Raw genomic sequence first — 15217 nt, forward strand, 5'->3', positions numbered from 1 at the left:
CTCAGCGGCGGGGGGCGCGGTGGTCACAGGGGTCGATTGAGCGGTCAATAGCGGATCCTCGGGTCGACGAGGGTGTAGGTCAGGTCGATCAGCAGGTTCACGAGCACGTAGACCAGGCTGAACATGAGCACGACGCCCTGGATGACGGGGTAGTCGCGGCGCAGGATCGCATCGACGGTGAGCCGGCCGAGACCAGGGATGGCGAAGACGCTCTCGGTGACGACCGCGCCGCCGATCAGCAGCGCGATGCCGATGCCAATGATGGTGACGATCGGCACCGCCGCGTTCTTGAGCGAGTGCAGGAACAGCACATCCTTCTGCGCCACGCCCTTGGCCTGGGCGGTGCGGACATAGTCCTGCTGCAGCACCTCGAGCATGGTCGCGCGGGTGATGCGGGCGATCAGCGCGATATAGACGAGGCCGAGCGTGACCGAGGGCAGGATCAGGTTCTTGAACCAGGGCCAGACGCCCTGCGCGATCGGCGTGTAGCCCTGCACCGGCAGCCAATCGAGCTTCAGCGCGAAGAAATAGGCCAGCAGATAGCCGACGACGAAGACCGGCACCGAGAAGCCGAGCACGGCGAAGCCCATCGCCGCCTTGTCGACCCAGCTTCCGGCCTTCCAGGCGGCGACCACGCCCATCGGCACGGCGACCACGACGGCGAAGATCAGCGTCAGCACCATCAGCGAGAGCGTCGGCTCGATGCGCTGCGCGATCAGCTGCGTCACCGGCAGGTTGGTGAAGATCGAGGTGCCGAGATCGCCCTGGATCACCCGGAACGACCATTCGGCGAAGCGCACGAGATAGGGCCGGTCCAGCCCCAGGCTGGCGCGGATGCGCTCGACATCAGCGGGCGACGCCTGGTCACCGGCGATGATGGCCGCCGGATCGCCCGGCGCGATGTAGAGCAGCGAAAAGACGAACAAAGCCACGAAAGCCATCACAGGGATGGTCGTGACGATGCGCCTGACGACAAATGCAAGCATGGGGCCGTTCGACCTCGTTCAGAGCAGTACCAGGAGCCGCGGCCCGGACTTCTTCCGGGTCGCGACGAAGCGAGGCAGCGGAGCCTGAGCGGCCCCGGGAGTGCGGAGCGCCTTGCCACTCCGCACGGGGGCTGTCAGCCCTTCTTGACGTCCCAGAAGAACGGCAGCGGCCCGCTGACCACGCCGGTCACGTTCTTCCGCCAGGCCTGGTAGCCGAGATAGAAGCCGGTCGGCGCGAAGACAACGTTCTCGACGGCCGCCTTGTTGAGCCGGCCCATCGCCGCCTTCTCCTCGGCAAGGTCCTTGGCATTGAACCAGTTGGTCACCTCGGTCTCGACCGCAGGAACGTCGGGCCAGCCGAACCAGGCCTTGTCGCCATTCGCGCGGATCGCGGTATAAGCCGCCGGATTGATGCAGTCGGCGCCGGCATGCCAGGTGTGGAACATGCTCCAGCCGCCCTGGCCGGGAGGCGTCTTCTGGGCGCGGCGGGAGCCGACCGTGCCCCAGTCGGTGGCGACGAAATCGACGTTCATGCCGATGCTCTTGAGCAGCGAGGCGGTGACGTCGCCCATCGACTTGGTCGCGGCCATATCCTGCGCGACGACGCAGACCACCGGCTCGCCCTTGTAACCGGCCTCGGCGAGGAGCTTCTTGGCCTCCGCGACATTGCGCTTCTTGAGGATGTCGCCACCCTCCTCGGTGTAGAGCGGCGTGCCCGGCGTGAAGAAGCCCGGCAGCGGCTTCCAGAGCTTGTCGTCGTCGCCGACGACGGCGCGCATGTAGTCTTCCTGGTTCAGGGCCGTCAGCACGGCCTGGCGCACCTTCACGTTGTTGAAGGGCGGGAACAGGTGGTTCATGCGGAAGGCGCCGACATTGCCCAGGGGATCGCCGATATCGACGTTAATATCCTTGTGGCCCTTCAGCACCGGCACGAGATCGGCGAGCGGGGTCTCCCACCAGTCGACCTCGCCGTTCTGGAGCGCGGCGGCGGCGGTCGCGGCGTCCGGCATGATCACCCATTCGACGCGATCGACGAGGATGTTCTTGCCGCCGGCGAGCCAGTCGGCCTTCTCGGAGCGCGGCTTGTAATCCGCGAATTTCTCGAACACCGCCTTGGCGCCGGGCACCCAGTCGTTGCGCAGGAACTTCATCGGGCCGGAGCCGATATATTCGGTGATCTGCGTGAAGGGGTCGGTCCTGGCGATGCGCTCGGGCATCACGAAGGAACAGGGCGCGTTGTTCTTGGCCAGCGCCAGCAGCATCTTCGGGAAGGGCTGCTTCAGCGACCATTTCCAGGTCAGTTCGTCGACGGGCGCAAGCTCGACCTGGATGGCCCGCAGCATCAGGCCCATCGGATCGCGCGCCGACCAGCGCACGAGGCTGGCGACCACGTCCTTCGAGGTGACCGGCGTGCCGTCATGGAACTTGAGGCCGGAGCGCAGCTTGAAGGTCCAGTTCAGGCCGTCAGAGGAGACCTCCTCGGTCTCGACCATCTGGCGCTGCGGCTGGAACTTCGAATCGATGCCGTAAAGCGTGTCCCAGACCAGCGCCGCGGCATTGCGGACGACATATTGCGTCCCCCAGATCGGGTCGAAATTGGCGAGATTGGCCTGCGGTACGAAACGTAGCGTCTTGCTTGGACTTTGCGCGAGGGCCGGCATCGCCAGCCCCCCGGTCGCGGCGGCCATGCCGGCGCCCGTCGCGGATTTCAGAAACGTCCTGCGATCCATCCTGCTCTCCCCTGAAGCGGCGCCTCTGAGCGGGCTGCCTTGCCGCGAGTTTGGGCAGAAAAACTCCGCCTGACAACACGCCGCAGCACCCGATCGAAGCCCCCTCGCCGCCTGCACGGTTCGTGCCAGACGGAACTTCAGGGCGGGGAATGCATGGTTTCCGTCCCGGACGGGCCATTTCGGCCCGGTTCCGGGGGCAATCAAAAAATCCGCGGCTAAATCGGTTTGACCGGTTCATCCACACGCGCGAAGGGCCGTGCCTGTTCGAAGGCCGCTGCCGCCCGCAAGACGAGCGCATCCTTGCCGAAGGCGCCGACGATCTGGAGCCCGGCGGGCAGGCCCGCCTTCGTCAGACCGCAAGGGACCGAAACCGCCGGCTGCTCGGTGATGTTGAAGGGATAGGTGAAGGGCGTCCAGCGCGTCCAATCCTCGCCATAGGCACCATGCTCGGGCGTATCGCGCCCGACCGCGAAAGCCGGCAGCGGCAAGGTCGGCGTCAGCAGCAGATCATACTTCTGATGGAACTGCGCCATCCGGTAGGCCAGCGCATTGCGCTGGTTCAGGAGCGCATCGACATAGGCCGAGGCCGGGACGCGCTCGCCTTGTTCCGCCACCGCGACGAGACCGGGATCCATCTGCTTGCGCCCGGCGGCATCGATGCTCTTCAAGGCCAGCGCGGCGCCGGAGGACCAGAGCGTCATCAGGATATCAATGGGGTCGTCGAAGCCGGGATCGACCTCCTCCACCGTGGCGCCGAGTTCGGCGAAGGCCTGCGCGGCGGCTGCCGTCAGCGCGGCGATCTCGGGATCGACGGTGACCGAGCGGCCGAGACGCGGCGACCAGGCGACGCGCAGGCCCCTGAGGCCGCCCTTGAGCCCGTCGACATAGTCCGGCGGGCGGTCCGTCAGCGCGGTCATGTCGCGCGCATCGGGCTGGCCTATCACCTTCATGGCGAGCGCGGTATCGGTGACGGTACGCGTCAGCGGCCCGAGATGGGCGAGGAAGCCCATGACCGAGATCGGCCAGGCCGGGACGCGGCCATAGCTCGGCTTCAGCCCGACGACGCCGGTGAAGGCGGCGGGGATTCGCACCGAGCCTGCTCCATCCGTGCCGATATGGATGCAACCGAGGTTGAGCGCCGCGCAGACAGCCGCGCCGGAGGAGGAACCGCCCGGCCCGGTGCCGGTATTCCAGGGATTGCGGGTGATGCCGGTCGCCGGCGAATCGCCGACGCCCTTCCAGCCATATTCCGGCATGGTGGTCTTGCCGAGGAAGACCGTGCCGGCCTCGCGCAACCGCGCCGAGACCGGGGAATCTTCGGGAAAGGGCGCGGTCGAGGCGATGGCCGAGCCGCGCTGCATCGACCAGCCGGCGACGCCGAGATTATCCTTGATGGTGACCGGCACGCCGTCGAGCGGGCCGATCGCCTCGCCCTTCAACCAGCGCCCCTGCGAGGCTTCGGCCATGGCCAACGTCACCGCCTCGTCGCGGACGGCGAAGGCATTCACTGCGGGCTCGAAGCGCTCAATCCGGGCGAGCGTGTCCTTCGCCACCTCGACGGGCGAGAGCTGCTTGCTGGCATAGAGCGGGCCGAGTTCGGCGGCGGAAAGCGAGGCGATCGTCGTCATGCGGGAACCTCTCAGGCGTTGGCGACGCGCCAGGCGGTGGTGAGCAGGATATTCGCGCCGGCGACCATGTCGTCATCGGTGCTGAACTCGGCCGGGTTGTGCGAGAGTCCTCCGATCGAGGGGATGAACACCATCGCCGTCGGGCAGAGCCGCGCCATCATCTGGGCGTCATGGCCTGCACCGGAAATCATCCGCCGGATCGGCAAGCCGAACTCGCCGGCGCTGCGCTCGACCTCGGCGATGATCTCCTCGGCGAAAGGCGTCGCCGGGAAGCGGGCGAGGTCGCGGAAGGAAATCTCGATGCCGTCGCGCTCGGCGAGCTCGGCGCAGAAAGCGCGGACCGCAGCCTCGGCCTGGGCGAGCGGGGCATCGAGCGGATTGCGCAGGTCGAGCGTCATCACCACCGTCTCGGGCACGACATTGACGTTGCCGGGCTGGACACGGATCACGCCGCTATTGGCGAGCTGGTTGGGAATCGTCTTGGTCAATTCGTTCGCGAAGATGTTGATGCGCGCCGCGGCGAGGCCCGGGTCCTTGCGATAGGCCATCGGCGTCGTGCCGGCATGGCTGGGGCGGCCTTTGAGCGTGAGTTCCAGCCAGCAGATGCCTTGAATGCCGGTGACGGCGCCGAGCCCACCGCCCTCGTTCTCCAGGATCGGCCCCTGCTCGATATGCATCTCGAGATAGGCATGGGCCGGCAGGAAGCCCGGCTTCTCCGCGCCCTCGTAGCCGATGCGCTTCAGTTCGGCGCCGAGGCCGAGGCCGTTGGAATCGACTTCCCGGTGCGCCGCCTCGACGCTCATGCCGCCGGCCCAGACATAGGAGCCGAGCATGTCGGGGTGGAAGCGCGCACCCTCCTCGTTGGTGAAGGCGATCACCGCCATGTCGCGCTTCGGCGTCAGGCCGGCATCGCGCAAGGCCGCGAGAACCTCGACGCCCGCGACGACGCCGAGTGCGCCGTCGAAGCGCCCGCCGGTGCCGACCGTGTCGATATGCGAGCCCATGATGACGGCCGGGCCGTCCTCCTGTCCCTTAAGGATACCGACGATATTGCCGATCGCATCGACGCGGGTATCGAGGCCGAGCGCCTTCATCTGGCCGACGAGCCAGTCACGCCCTTGCTTGTCCTCATCGGTCAGGGCAAGCCGGCGGCAGCCGCCTTCCGGCGTCGCACCGATCTTCGAGAGTTCTGTCAGGCGCGAGGTCAGTCTCGCGCCGTCGATCCTCAGATTGGTGCTCATCGGTTCAGGCCCTCCGTCGTCGGCAAGGCAAGATGCAGACCGCGGCCGCGCTTGTCGACCCGCGTCCAGCGCATCGGTTCCGGGCGGCGGAGCGCGTGGCACAGGCTGTTTCGGCGCTCCGATCGGCGGTAGAAGCGGCGCCCCATGTCCGCAATCGTCGAATCCCGTCCGCATCGTCCCTGGCTCGCGGAGGCTCGCGCCATGCTGGCCCTGAGCTGGCCGATGGTGCTGACCAATGTCGCGCAGACCGCGATGACGGCGACCGACGTCATCATGATGGGCCATCTCGGCCCGGATTCGCTGGCGGCCGGCGCGCTCGGCACGAATCTCTACAATGCCGCCCTGATCTTCGGCATCGGCGCGATGGGCGCCGTCGCGCCGATGCTCGCGATCGAGCTCGGCCGCAACAAGCATGCGGTGCGCGATCTGCGCCGCACGGTCCGGCAGGGCTTCTGGGCCGCGGCGACCATGGTCGGGCCGATGTGGCTCTTCCTCTGGCAGGCCGAGTTCATCCTGAAAGCGATGGGGCAGGACCCGGCGCTGTCGAAGGCGGCGGCGTCCTATATCCACACGCTGCAATGGGGCCTCTTCCCCTTCTTCCTCTATCTGTGCCTGCGCGGCTTCGTCGCTGCGCTGCAACGGCCGCGCTGGGCCTTCATCGTCGTGCTCTTCGCGGTCGCGTTCAACGCCTTCGCCAACTGGTGCCTGATGTTCGGGCGCCTCGGCTTCCCGGCGCTCGGCCTGCCCGGTTCCGGCATGGCGACGGCCTTGTCATCGGCGCTGATGTTCCTCGGGCTCGCACTCGTCGTCTCGCTCGACCGGCGGTTCCGGCGTTACCTAGTGTTCGGCCGCTTCTGGGTGCCGGACTGGCCGCGCTACCGCGCCTTCTGGCGCATGGGCCTGCCGATCTCGCTGACGCTCTCCTTCGAATCGCTGATCTTCTACGGCGCCGCCTTCATGATGGGGCTGATCGGCTCGACCGCGCTCGCCGCCCATGCGATCGCGATCCAGATCGCCTCGCTCGCCTTCATGGTGCCGCTCGGCATCGGCCAGGCCGGGACCGTGCGGGTCGGGCGCGCCTTCGGCTCCGGCGACAAGGACGGCATCCGGCGCGCCGGCATGATGGCGCTGATCCTGGCGCTGAGCTTCATGTGCTTCACCGCACTCCTGATGGCGACCGTGCCGCATTGGCTGATCGCGCCCTTCCTCGATCGCTCGAAGCCGGGCGCGGAAGCGGTCGCTCAGATCGCGGTGATCTTCCTGTTCTATGCCGCCGTCTTCCAGATCGCGGACGGTGCGCAGGTCATCGGCTCCTCGATCCTGCGCGGCCTTGGCGATACGCGGCTGCCGATGATCCTCGCCGGCATCGGCTATTGGGGCATCGGCCTGCCGCTTTCGGCCGCCCTCGGCTTCCTGACGCCGCTTGCCGGGCGCGGCATCTGGATCGGGCTCGTGACCGGGCTCTCGGTCGTCGCCGTGATGATGCTCTGGCGCTGGCGAGCCCGCGAAAGACTAGGGCTGCTGAAATGGGGGCTGCAGGAGGCAGCCTGACGCGCGAGACAGCAACCCACGCTGTTGCGGAACGGCAACAGCGTGGCACGGACACAATTTGGCCATCTCCTGTTCACCCCACGGCCATCTCGGCAACCTTGAACGGAGGTCGTCAACGGCGCATGGAACCACGGCGCCGTTCCGCCGTTCATTGTCGCCTGCAACGCCGAGTTTTCCGTCGATGTCCCCCGTCCGTCCGTCTGCCTCCCCTCTCGCCCGGCCGACTCGCCGCGTCTTCGCCGCGCTGAGCCCGCTTTTCCTCGCCGCCTGCGTCGCGACCCGACGCCAGGAGCCGTTCGAGGTGCCGAACAGGGCCCCGCAGATCAGCGCCGAGTATCTGTCGATGTATGGCGAGCGGCCGGATGAAGCGCACCCGCTGCCTGCGACGGACCTGACTGAGGTCGAGCCGCAGTTCCTGCGCCGCATCGTCACCTACCCGACGCCCGAGCGGCCCGGCACGATCGTCGTCGATACCGACAACCGCTATCTCTATCTCGTGATGGAGGGCGGCAAGGCCGTCCGCTACGGCATCGGCGTCGGCAAGCAGGGCATGTCCTGGCGCGGCCGCGCCACCGTCGCCCGCAAGGCGCAGTGGCCGCGCTGGACCCCGACGGCGGCGATGATCGCCCGCGAGCCGGAGCGTAACCGCCCGTGGGCCGGCGGCATGGCCGGCGGTCTGGAAAACCCGCTCGGCGCTCGCGCGCTCTATCTCTACCAGGGCAACCGTGACACGATGTACCGCATCCACGGCACCTCCGAGCCCTGGTCGATCGGCAAGTCCGTGTCGTCGGGCTGCATCCGCCTGTTCAACCAGGACATCATCGACCTCTACAGCCGCGTCCCAACCGGCACGACCGTCGTGGTGCTGAACCGCGGCACGCTGCAGGCGCCGTCCGAGGTGGACGAGATGCCGCCGCCGGATGACGATTTCGGCAACATCTGACGCCGGTTGCGTCACGCCGACGCCTTGATACCGTCACAGGACGATCCCACCTCTTGAGCGCGGCGCAACCGCGCCGCCCAACGAGAGGAGATGACGATGACGCCGCAAGAACGCGACGTGATCGCCGGGATTTTCGACCGCCTGAAACAGGCGGCCAATCAGCCCCGCGACCCCGAGGCTGAGAATTTCATCGCGGAGCGCCTGCGCGAGCAGCCCTATGCGCCCTACGCCATGGCCCAGGCGGTCTATGTGCAGGAACAGGCTCTGACCAACCTGCACCAGCAGGTCGAGAGCTTGCAGGCGCAGCTGCGCGAGGCCCAGAGCCGCGCCAGCGAGGCCGCGCAGCCGCAGGCCGGCGGCTTCCTGTCCGGCATTTTCGGCGGCGGGTCCGTGCCGCGCACCGGCTCGGTCCCGCCCGTGCCGCCGCGCACTGACGCCGCAGCGCCGTCTGCTGCGTGGAACACCCAGCCCCAGGCTCCGGCTGCCGCCCCTGCCCAGGCTATGCCGATGCAGCCGCAGGCGCCGCAGCCCGGCCCCTGGAGCAACCAGCCACAGCAGCCCTCCCGCGGCGGCGGCTTCATGGCGAGCGCGCTGACCACCGCAGCCGGCGTCGCCGGCGGCCTGATGCTCGGCAATGCGCTGACCAGCGCCTTCAGCGGTCTCGGCGGCAGCAAGTCGGCGAGCCAGTTGGCGGGCGACACCGGCGCGGGCAATGCAAGCGGAGCATCATCCCAGCAGACCGCTTACGATCAAGGCGCCAACGATCAGGCAGCCTATGACCGGGGCGCGTCCGACCAGGCGCAGCAGGATAGCGGCTACGGCCAGGGCTATGACGGCGAGGCCAATTACCAGAACGCGAGCCAAAACAATGGCCAGGATGACGACAACGATCCCGGTTTCGACGATGGCGGCGGGGACGACGATAGCTGGGTTTGACCCGGCTGCGCCTGCCACTTGAGGGATGGACCAACTAAGTCAGCCCGCCTCGTCGAGGCGGGCTTTTTCATGCCTGCCCATTGCGTCGCTCCTGAACACTCTATATTTTAGAATTATTCTAATCTACGAGCCGATCATGAAGCGTGTCGCCGATCTCACCGAAGCCGAAATCCTGGCTCTGGCCATCTCCAACGAGGAGGAGGATGCGCGCATCTACCTCTCCTTCGCGCAGCGATTGCGCGCGAACTATCCGCATTCGGCGGGAATGTTCGAGGAGATGGCCGTCGAGGAGCAAGGCCATCGCCACAGCCTGCTCACGCTCTATGAAAGCCGTTTTGGCAAGGAGCTGCCGCATATCACGCGCCAGGACGTGAAGGGCTTCCTGAAGCGCAACCCTGTCTGGCTGCACGAGGACCTGCAGCTCGACGCGGCGCGCAAGCATGCGGCCGTGATGGAGCTGGAAGCGAGCCGCTTCTATGCCGGCGCGGCGGAGCGGGCCTTCGACACCGGCACGCGCAAGCTGCTCGCCGATCTCGCCGAGGCCGAGCGTGGGCACGAGAGCATGGCCGAACGGCTCGGAGAGGAACTCAAGACCTCCGGCGCGGCCGATGAAGAAGAGGAAACGCGCAAGCGGCTCTTCGTCCTCCAGATCGTCCAGCCGGCGCTGGCCGGGCTGATCGACGGCTCGGTCTCGACGCTGGCGCCAATCTTCGCCGCGGCCTTCGCGACCCATGATTCCTGGAATGCCTTCGTCGTCGGCCTCGCAGCCTCGATCGGCGCCGGCATCAGCATGGGCCTGACCGAAGCGCTCTCCGACGACGGCGTGGTGACCGGGCGCGGCCACCCCTGGGTGCGCGGCGCAGCCTGCGGCTTCGCCACCGCGATCGGCGGGCTTGGCCACACCCTGCCCTACCTGATCCCCGATTTCTGGCTGGCGACAGCCATCGCCGGTATGATCGTGGCCTGCGAGTTGGTGGTAATCGCCTGGGTGCGCTGGCGCTACATGGAAACGCCCTTCGCCTCGGCGATCGTCCAGATCGTCATCGGCGGCCTCGCGGTGCTGGCCGTCGGTATCCTGATCGGCAGTTCGTAGAGGCCGAGCGGGGAATGCGGGGTCGTTCCCGCCGAGCCCTTTGCCATTCCGGGGCTTCGCGCAGCGAAGAACCCGGAACCCACGACCCGGCGAGCGGACTGCAACCGGTATAGAATCCCTCACCCAGTCGTGGGTTCCGGGTTCGCACCTTCGGCCCGCCCCGGAATGACAAGCATATGCCGGATCTCGCTTTGATCAGGCGTCCGCGCCGTCCATGATCTCAGATCACCAGCACCTTCGCGCCGACGCGGACGCGCTCGTAGAGATCGGTGACATCGTCATTGGTCATGCGGATGCATCCCGAGGACACCGCCTGGCCGATCGTGTTCGGCTCGTTGGTGCCGTGGATGCGGTAGAGCGTCGAGCCCAGATACATGGCGCGCGCGCCCAGCGGGTTCTCGGGGCCGCCGGCCATGAAGCGTGGCAGATCGGGCCGGCGTTTCAGCATCTCGGCGGGCGGCGTCCAACTCGGCCACTCGGCCTTGCGGGTGATCGTCTTCATGCCGGCCCAGGAGAAGCCCGGCCGGCCGACGCCGATGCCGTAGCGCATGGCCCGGCCGCCCGGCTGCACCAGGAAGAGGAAGCGCTGCGGCGTGTCGATGATGATCGTGCCGGGCTTGTGCGGCCCGTCATAGGCGACTTCCTGTTTGCGGAAGCGCGGATCGACGATCTGCTGGATGCCCTGCTGCGGCTCGACCGGCTCGCCCAGCGCGGCCATGCGGTGACCAGCACGCGGCTGACGTGCCGCTTCGAACGGATCCGGCTCGTAGCCGCCCTGCGGCTGCATGCGCTGACCATAGGCATAGCCGCCCGGGCGGTTATAGACCGCGCCGCTACGGCCCGCCGGGGTCGGATCACGACCTGTCATCAGCATCTCGATGAAGCCGCCGCCATAATTGCCGCGCCCGCCGGACGCCATAGGCTCGTTCGGCGCCGCATAGCCGTAATTCTGGCGATAGCCCTGCGCGAAGGCCGGCCCGGCCATAGCCAGAGCCCCGGCGGCGGTGAGGAGCGGGAGAAGTATCTTTCTACGCATGACGCAAACACTCTCGACATCGATTGCCGGAAGCCTGCGACGCGCCTTCAAAGGAATGGTGAATCGTTGACTCTCAGGCGCGAAAACCGACCCTAAGACGCGCAATTCGCGGAATTAACCTTAGCGAGCGGTCAAGCGACAAGGTGAAGAAAACCTTGCCGTCCGATCTCACCGGCGCGCAGAACGCCGGGCGAGCCAGCGCAGCTTCAGGCCGGTGCGCCAGCGGCCGACATCGCAGCCCAGGATCACCGCCGCATAGACCAGCCCGCCGAGCCCCACCTGAAGCGGCAGCTCGAGCCCAGCCGGAAGCGCATCGCGCAGCGGCCAGATCGCGAGCCCCATCGCAGCACCCGCGGCCAGGATGCAAGCGAGTTCGCGCAGCGGTGGCAGGACCGGGAGCGCGCGCAAGGCCATCGCCGCCATGACCAACAATGCGGCAAGATAGGCGGCACTTTGCGCAATCGAGACCGTCATAGGCGCCAGCGTTCCCGGCGAAGCGAAGATGATGGTGAGATTGACGGCGAGCCCGATCAGGGAGGCGAGGGTGGCGACGAGCGTGCGCTTTGCCAGCAGGAAGACGGGCGCGAGCGCCGCCTGGAACAGCGCGATCGCGGCGAAGCCCGGCAGGAGCAGCGCCATATGAGCAGCGAACGGACCGCGAAAGCTCGGGGGCACGAAAAGTCGCTCGAAGGCCGGCAGGACCAGCCAGAAGCCAAGCGCGACCGGCAGGACGCAAGCGAGCACGGGAACCATGTTGCGGGCGATGCGCTTCTGCGCGGCGACACGACCCCGCGTCTCGTCGAGGCGGATGACCTCGCGCAGCAATACGATCTCCAGCATCGAGGCCAGCACCGGGAAAAGCCGCAAGCCGATATCGGAAGCCAGCGAGAAATAGCCGGCCTCGGCGAAACCATGGCTCTCCGCAAGGATGGCGCGGTTGAAGAGCGGGATCGCGGCATAGACCGCATTACCCGCGACCAGCGGCAGGGCGTAGCGCGCGAAACCGCGCATCAGGTCGGTGCGCAGTGCTCCAGAGGTTGACTTCGCATCGGCCAGACGTCCGCGAATGGCGAGGACGGCCGCCACCGCGCTGAGCACACCGCCGAGCAGCACGACGGCCGGGTCCCGCGTTATCCAGGCACCGCCGACCATGAGGAGCAGCGCCGCGACACTGCGGACGAGGACGAGCCGGGCATAGGCCGCGTCGAGGAAACGGGCGCGGGCAATCGCCGCGTGATAGTCGAACCAGCCGGCGGCGACACCGCCCGCGACCGAGACGATCAGCAGCGCCGCCGGGAGCCCCGCATCGACACCTGCGAGCAGCGCCGCAGCCAGCAGCGCACAGAGCGACAGGCTGACGCCGGCGAAGAGCAGGTCGAGCGTCGCCCGGATGCCGGGATCGCTCTCCCGGCTTTGCAGGGAATAGAAGCGGACGACGGAGAGCTTCAGCCAGTCGAGCAGCGCCGTGTTGATCAGCACGATGGTCGCGGCACCGATGGCATAGAGCCCAAAGGCCTCCGGGCCGAGGAACAGGGCGACGAGCAGCCCGAGGACGAAATTCAGCCCGGCATTGACGATGAAGGGCAGAAGAACGGTCATCGTGCCCTTGCCAATCCGTCCAATCTTTGCGTTGCCAGGGTCGAAGTGCGCGACTCGACCGATCGCGCCGCCCTTGGAATTGGGGGTAACCGGACGGGGCGGGTTTTCCAAGCGGATGTTGCGAAACAGGGTCGCTGACCCGCCCTGCCGCCACGGCATTGGGCGATGCCGTTCCCGCAACTTCACGGCGGCAGGATTTACCCCTAAGGCAGGCCTATGACCCTGCCTATCCGGCCTGCCCGCGACGACGATTCCGGCCCGCTCTCCGCCCTCATCGCCGCGAGCTTCGCGGAATATCCAGGCTGCGTCTTCGTCGAGGAGGAGCTGCCGGAGCTACGCCGGCCCGCATTTTATTTCGCGGCCAAGCGCGGCATGCTCTGGATTGCAGACGGATCGGATGGCCGCATTGCCGGCTCGCTCGGCATCGCGCCCGTGCCCGGACAGAATGCCGCCGAGCTCGCCAAGGTCTATGTCGACCCAACCTATAGGGGCGCCGGCTTGGCGCAGGCGCTCTTCGCCAAGGCGATCGAGTTTGCGGAACAGGGCAGCTTCGCGGAGATGACGCTGTGGTCGGACACCCGGTTCACGCGCGGCCACCGCTTCTATGAAAAGCTCGGCTTCCTGCGTTGGCCGGGCGAGCGCTATCTGGGCGACCTCTCGGAAAGCTGGGAATATCATTTCCGCAAGCCGTTGCGCTCCGGCCCGTGACCGCAGCCGTCGCCTTCCGGGCCGCCCTCGGCATCGCCCTGCTCACCGCCATGGACGGCGTGATCAAGGGCCAGATGCAGGAGCATCCCTTCATCGTGGCGCTGTTCATGCGCTTCGTGATGGGCGGGCTCTGCGCGCTTGCGGTGCTGGCGATTACGCGCCCCCGCCGACCGACCCGCGAGAGCCTGATCGGCAACATCGCACGCGTGCCGCTCGTCGTGCTGACCGCCGGCAGCTTCTTCTACTCGGTCTCGGTGCTGCCGCTGGCGGAGGCGCTGACACTGTCCTTTCTGGCGCCCGTCTTCGTCGCGCTGCTCGGCGGTCTCCTGCTCAAGGAGAAGATCGACAGGCGCATCCTGCAGGCGCTCGGATTCGGGATCGCCGGCATGCTGGTGATGGTCTGGCCTCGGTTGCAGGGCCATGTCAGCGGCACCGGCCTCGGCGTCGCGGCGGCTCTGTTCTCGGCTGTGAGCTACGCCTTCAACCTCATCCTGCTCCGGCGTATCGCGGTCAGGGAGCACCCGACCGTCATCGTCGCCTTCCAGAATGCCGGCCCGGCGCTCTGCCTCGCCGTTCCGGCCGCTCTCTTCTTCGTGCCGATGACGCTCGCGGACCTCGCGGCCTATCTCTTCGCCGGCGTGCTCGGCGTCGCCGGGCACCTGACGCTGACCTCGGCCTATGCGCGGGCGGCGGCCTCGCGGCTGGCTCCGATCGAGTACACGGCTTTGATCTGGGCGAGCCTGCTCGGCTTCTTCATCTTCGGCGAAGTGCCGCTCTATACGACCTATCTCGGAGCGCTGTTGATCGTCGCGGGTGCCGTCGCCGTCAGCCGGCGCTAGGCTTCGCCGGAAAGACCATGCAGGTCTCGGTGCCGTGCGCGAGCAGCTTGCCGCGCGCATCGACCAGCTTGCCTTCGGTGGTGATGACCGAGCTGCCGCGATGGATCAGCTTGCCCTCGCAGCGCACCGGCCCGCTATCCGGCATGACCGGGCGGACATAGTTCAGCTTCATCTCCAGCGTGGTGTAACCCTCGCCCGGCTTCAGCGTGGAATGGGCGGCGCAGGCCATGGCGGAATCGAGGATCGTCGCCGTCCAGCCGCCATGGATCGTGCCAAGCGGGTTGAAGAAGCGCGGTGAGGGCTGCCCGACGAACACCACCCTGCCCTCGTCGGCCTCGGCCAATTCGAAATTCATGGCGTCGGCGAAGGGCGGAGCCGGGTTGGTGCCGGCGATGATCCCGCGCAGGAAGCTCAATCCGTCGCCCGCGACCAGTTCCTCGCGAGACACCACCCCAACCGCGCGCATCGTATCGACCTCCATTCGTGTATCTGCACGATAGAGATACGGGTGAGCGGCGGTCAACCGGCCTTCGTGATTTCAGCGCTCGCCACGGGCTGCCCGGCGCAGCGCCTTGAGACCGTCGCGGGTTTCGCGCCAGCGTTCTTCGCCGAAGCCGCCTTCGATCTTGTCCTGAGCTGCACGCCAATACGGGATCGCCGCCTCGATCGCGGCCCTGCCCTTTTCCGTTACGGCATAGACCGAGGCGCGGCCGCGGCATTCCACCGGCTCGACCATGCCCTCGGCCGCCAGGAGCTGAAGGTTGCGCGTCAGCGAGGTCCGCTCCAGCGCGAAACGCTCGGCAAGCTCGGTGACCGATTTCCATTGACCGGTCGAGAGCGCCGAAAGCAGCACGAATTGCGTGATCTTGAGCCCGCTCGGGCGCATCGCCTCGTCATAGGCCCGCGTCACCGCCCGCGCCGTCATGC

Annotated in this window: 14 protein-coding genes; 6 read left to right on the plus strand and 8 right to left on the minus strand. The window is 67.3% G+C overall.

From position 1 onward, the window contains the following. Positions 1-44: 44 nt before the first annotated feature. The 4 genes from Q0Q36_RS15765 to Q0Q36_RS15780 all read right to left on the minus strand — a co-directional run bounded on the left by Q0Q36_RS15765 (position 45) and on the right by Q0Q36_RS15780 (position 5585). On the minus strand, positions 45-986 hold the full coding sequence (locus tag Q0Q36_RS15765) for an ABC transporter permease (RefSeq protein ID WP_265058434.1): 942 nt from the start codon (positions 984-986) through the stop codon (positions 45-47). 134 nt (positions 987-1120) lie between these two features. Next, the gene (locus Q0Q36_RS15770) at positions 1121-2716 is read right to left on the minus strand and encodes an ABC transporter substrate-binding protein (RefSeq protein ID WP_293799187.1); all 1596 of its coding nucleotides are present in this window, start codon (positions 2714-2716) and stop codon (positions 1121-1123) included. Positions 2717-2931: 215 nt separating this feature from the next. Further along, positions 2932-4344, minus strand: a complete 1413-nt coding sequence (locus tag Q0Q36_RS15775) for an amidase (protein WP_293799188.1) — start codon at positions 4342-4344, stop codon at positions 2932-2934. An 11-nt stretch (positions 4345-4355) separates the two neighbouring features. Continuing rightward, positions 4356-5585, minus strand: a complete 1230-nt coding sequence (locus Q0Q36_RS15780; protein WP_293799189.1) for a M20 family metallo-hydrolase — start codon at positions 5583-5585, stop codon at positions 4356-4358. A 144-nt stretch (positions 5586-5729) separates the two neighbouring features. On the opposite strand from Q0Q36_RS15780, the gene Q0Q36_RS15785 reads away from it, so the two are divergent. The 4 genes from Q0Q36_RS15785 to mbfA all read left to right on the plus strand — a co-directional run bounded on the left by Q0Q36_RS15785 (position 5730) and on the right by mbfA (position 10108). Further along, positions 5730-7136: an MATE family efflux transporter gene (locus tag Q0Q36_RS15785; protein ID WP_293799190.1), complete on the plus strand. Its 1407-nt coding sequence runs from the start codon at positions 5730-5732 to the stop codon at positions 7134-7136. A gap of 181 nt (positions 7137-7317) precedes the next feature. Then, positions 7318-8079, plus strand: a complete 762-nt coding sequence (locus Q0Q36_RS15790; RefSeq protein ID WP_293799191.1) for a L,D-transpeptidase — start codon at positions 7318-7320, stop codon at positions 8077-8079. A 96-nt stretch (positions 8080-8175) separates the two neighbouring features. Beyond that, a complete protein-coding gene (locus Q0Q36_RS15795; RefSeq protein WP_293799192.1) occupies positions 8176-9015 on the plus strand; it encodes a DUF2076 domain-containing protein in 840 nt (279 codons plus the stop codon). Positions 9016-9151: 136 nt separating this feature from the next. Next, a complete protein-coding gene (gene mbfA, locus Q0Q36_RS15800; protein WP_293799193.1) occupies positions 9152-10108 on the plus strand; it encodes an iron exporter MbfA in 957 nt (318 codons plus the stop codon). 220 nt (positions 10109-10328) lie between these two features. Here mbfA and Q0Q36_RS15805 read toward each other — a convergent pair whose 3' ends face one another. Together Q0Q36_RS15805 and Q0Q36_RS15810 are read right to left on the minus strand one after the other, a co-directional pair. Further along, the gene (locus Q0Q36_RS15805) at positions 10329-11144 is read right to left on the minus strand and encodes a L,D-transpeptidase (protein ID WP_293799194.1); all 816 of its coding nucleotides are present in this window, start codon (positions 11142-11144) and stop codon (positions 10329-10331) included. A gap of 168 nt (positions 11145-11312) precedes the next feature. After that, entirely contained in the window at positions 11313-12743 is a 1431-nt protein-coding gene (locus Q0Q36_RS15810) for a lipopolysaccharide biosynthesis protein (protein ID WP_293799195.1), read from the minus strand. 216 nt (positions 12744-12959) lie between these two features. Between Q0Q36_RS15810 and Q0Q36_RS15815 the strand changes: the two genes are divergently transcribed. Together Q0Q36_RS15815 and Q0Q36_RS15820 are read left to right on the plus strand one after the other, a co-directional pair. Beyond that, positions 12960-13451 carry a GNAT family N-acetyltransferase gene (locus Q0Q36_RS15815; RefSeq protein WP_293799196.1) on the plus strand — a complete coding sequence of 164 codons (492 nt, stop codon included), beginning with the start codon at positions 12960-12962 and terminating at the stop codon, positions 13449-13451. Further along, positions 13448-14290, plus strand: a complete 843-nt coding sequence (locus Q0Q36_RS15820) for a DMT family transporter (RefSeq protein WP_293799197.1) — start codon at positions 13448-13450, stop codon at positions 14288-14290. The genes Q0Q36_RS15815 and Q0Q36_RS15820 overlap by 4 nt, the downstream gene beginning before the upstream one ends. Here the strand turns inward: Q0Q36_RS15820 and Q0Q36_RS15825 are convergent. Both Q0Q36_RS15825 and Q0Q36_RS15830 read right to left on the minus strand, forming a co-directional pair. After that, entirely contained in the window at positions 14277-14771 is a 495-nt protein-coding gene (locus tag Q0Q36_RS15825) for a PaaI family thioesterase (protein WP_293799198.1), read from the minus strand. The genes Q0Q36_RS15820 and Q0Q36_RS15825 overlap by 14 nt on opposite strands. 57 nt (positions 14772-14828) lie before the next feature. After that, positions 14829-15217, minus strand: a 389-nt coding sequence (locus tag Q0Q36_RS15830) for a MarR family winged helix-turn-helix transcriptional regulator (protein WP_293799199.1), incomplete at its 5' end; no start/stop codon positions are given.

Origin of the sequence: uncultured Allobosea sp., assembly GCF_945957345.1 — a bacterium.
In the GTDB taxonomy this organism is placed as follows: domain Bacteria; phylum Pseudomonadota; class Alphaproteobacteria; order Rhizobiales; family Beijerinckiaceae; genus Allobosea.

What these genes read in the sequence shown, in the direction of transcription:
- Q0Q36_RS15765 (WP_265058434.1), bottom strand. Translation starts at nt 986, where the DNA reads ATGCTTGCATTTGTCGTCAGGCGCATCGTCACGACCATCCCTGTGATG.
- Q0Q36_RS15770 (WP_293799187.1), bottom strand. Translation starts at nt 2,716, where the DNA reads ATGGATCGCAGGACGTTTCTGAAATCCGCGACGGGCGCCGGCATGGCC.
- Q0Q36_RS15775 (WP_293799188.1), bottom strand. Translation starts at nt 4,344, where the DNA reads ATGACGACGATCGCCTCGCTTTCCGCCGCCGAACTCGGCCCGCTCTAT.
- Q0Q36_RS15780 (WP_293799189.1), bottom strand. Translation starts at nt 5,585, where the DNA reads ATGAGCACCAATCTGAGGATCGACGGCGCGAGACTGACCTCGCGCCTG.
- Q0Q36_RS15785 (WP_293799190.1), top strand. Translation starts at nt 5,730, where the DNA reads ATGTCCGCAATCGTCGAATCCCGTCCGCATCGTCCCTGGCTCGCGGAG.
- Q0Q36_RS15790 (WP_293799191.1), top strand. Translation starts at nt 7,318, where the DNA reads ATGTCCCCCGTCCGTCCGTCTGCCTCCCCTCTCGCCCGGCCGACTCGC.
- Q0Q36_RS15795 (WP_293799192.1), top strand. Translation starts at nt 8,176, where the DNA reads ATGACGCCGCAAGAACGCGACGTGATCGCCGGGATTTTCGACCGCCTG.
- mbfA (WP_293799193.1), top strand. Translation starts at nt 9,152, where the DNA reads ATGAAGCGTGTCGCCGATCTCACCGAAGCCGAAATCCTGGCTCTGGCC.
- Q0Q36_RS15805 (WP_293799194.1), bottom strand. Translation starts at nt 11,144, where the DNA reads ATGCGTAGAAAGATACTTCTCCCGCTCCTCACCGCCGCCGGGGCTCTG.
- Q0Q36_RS15810 (WP_293799195.1), bottom strand. Translation starts at nt 12,743, where the DNA reads ATGACCGTTCTTCTGCCCTTCATCGTCAATGCCGGGCTGAATTTCGTC.
- Q0Q36_RS15815 (WP_293799196.1), top strand. Translation starts at nt 12,960, where the DNA reads ATGACCCTGCCTATCCGGCCTGCCCGCGACGACGATTCCGGCCCGCTC.
- Q0Q36_RS15825 (WP_293799198.1), bottom strand. Translation starts at nt 14,771, where the DNA reads ATGGAGGTCGATACGATGCGCGCGGTTGGGGTGGTGTCTCGCGAGGAA.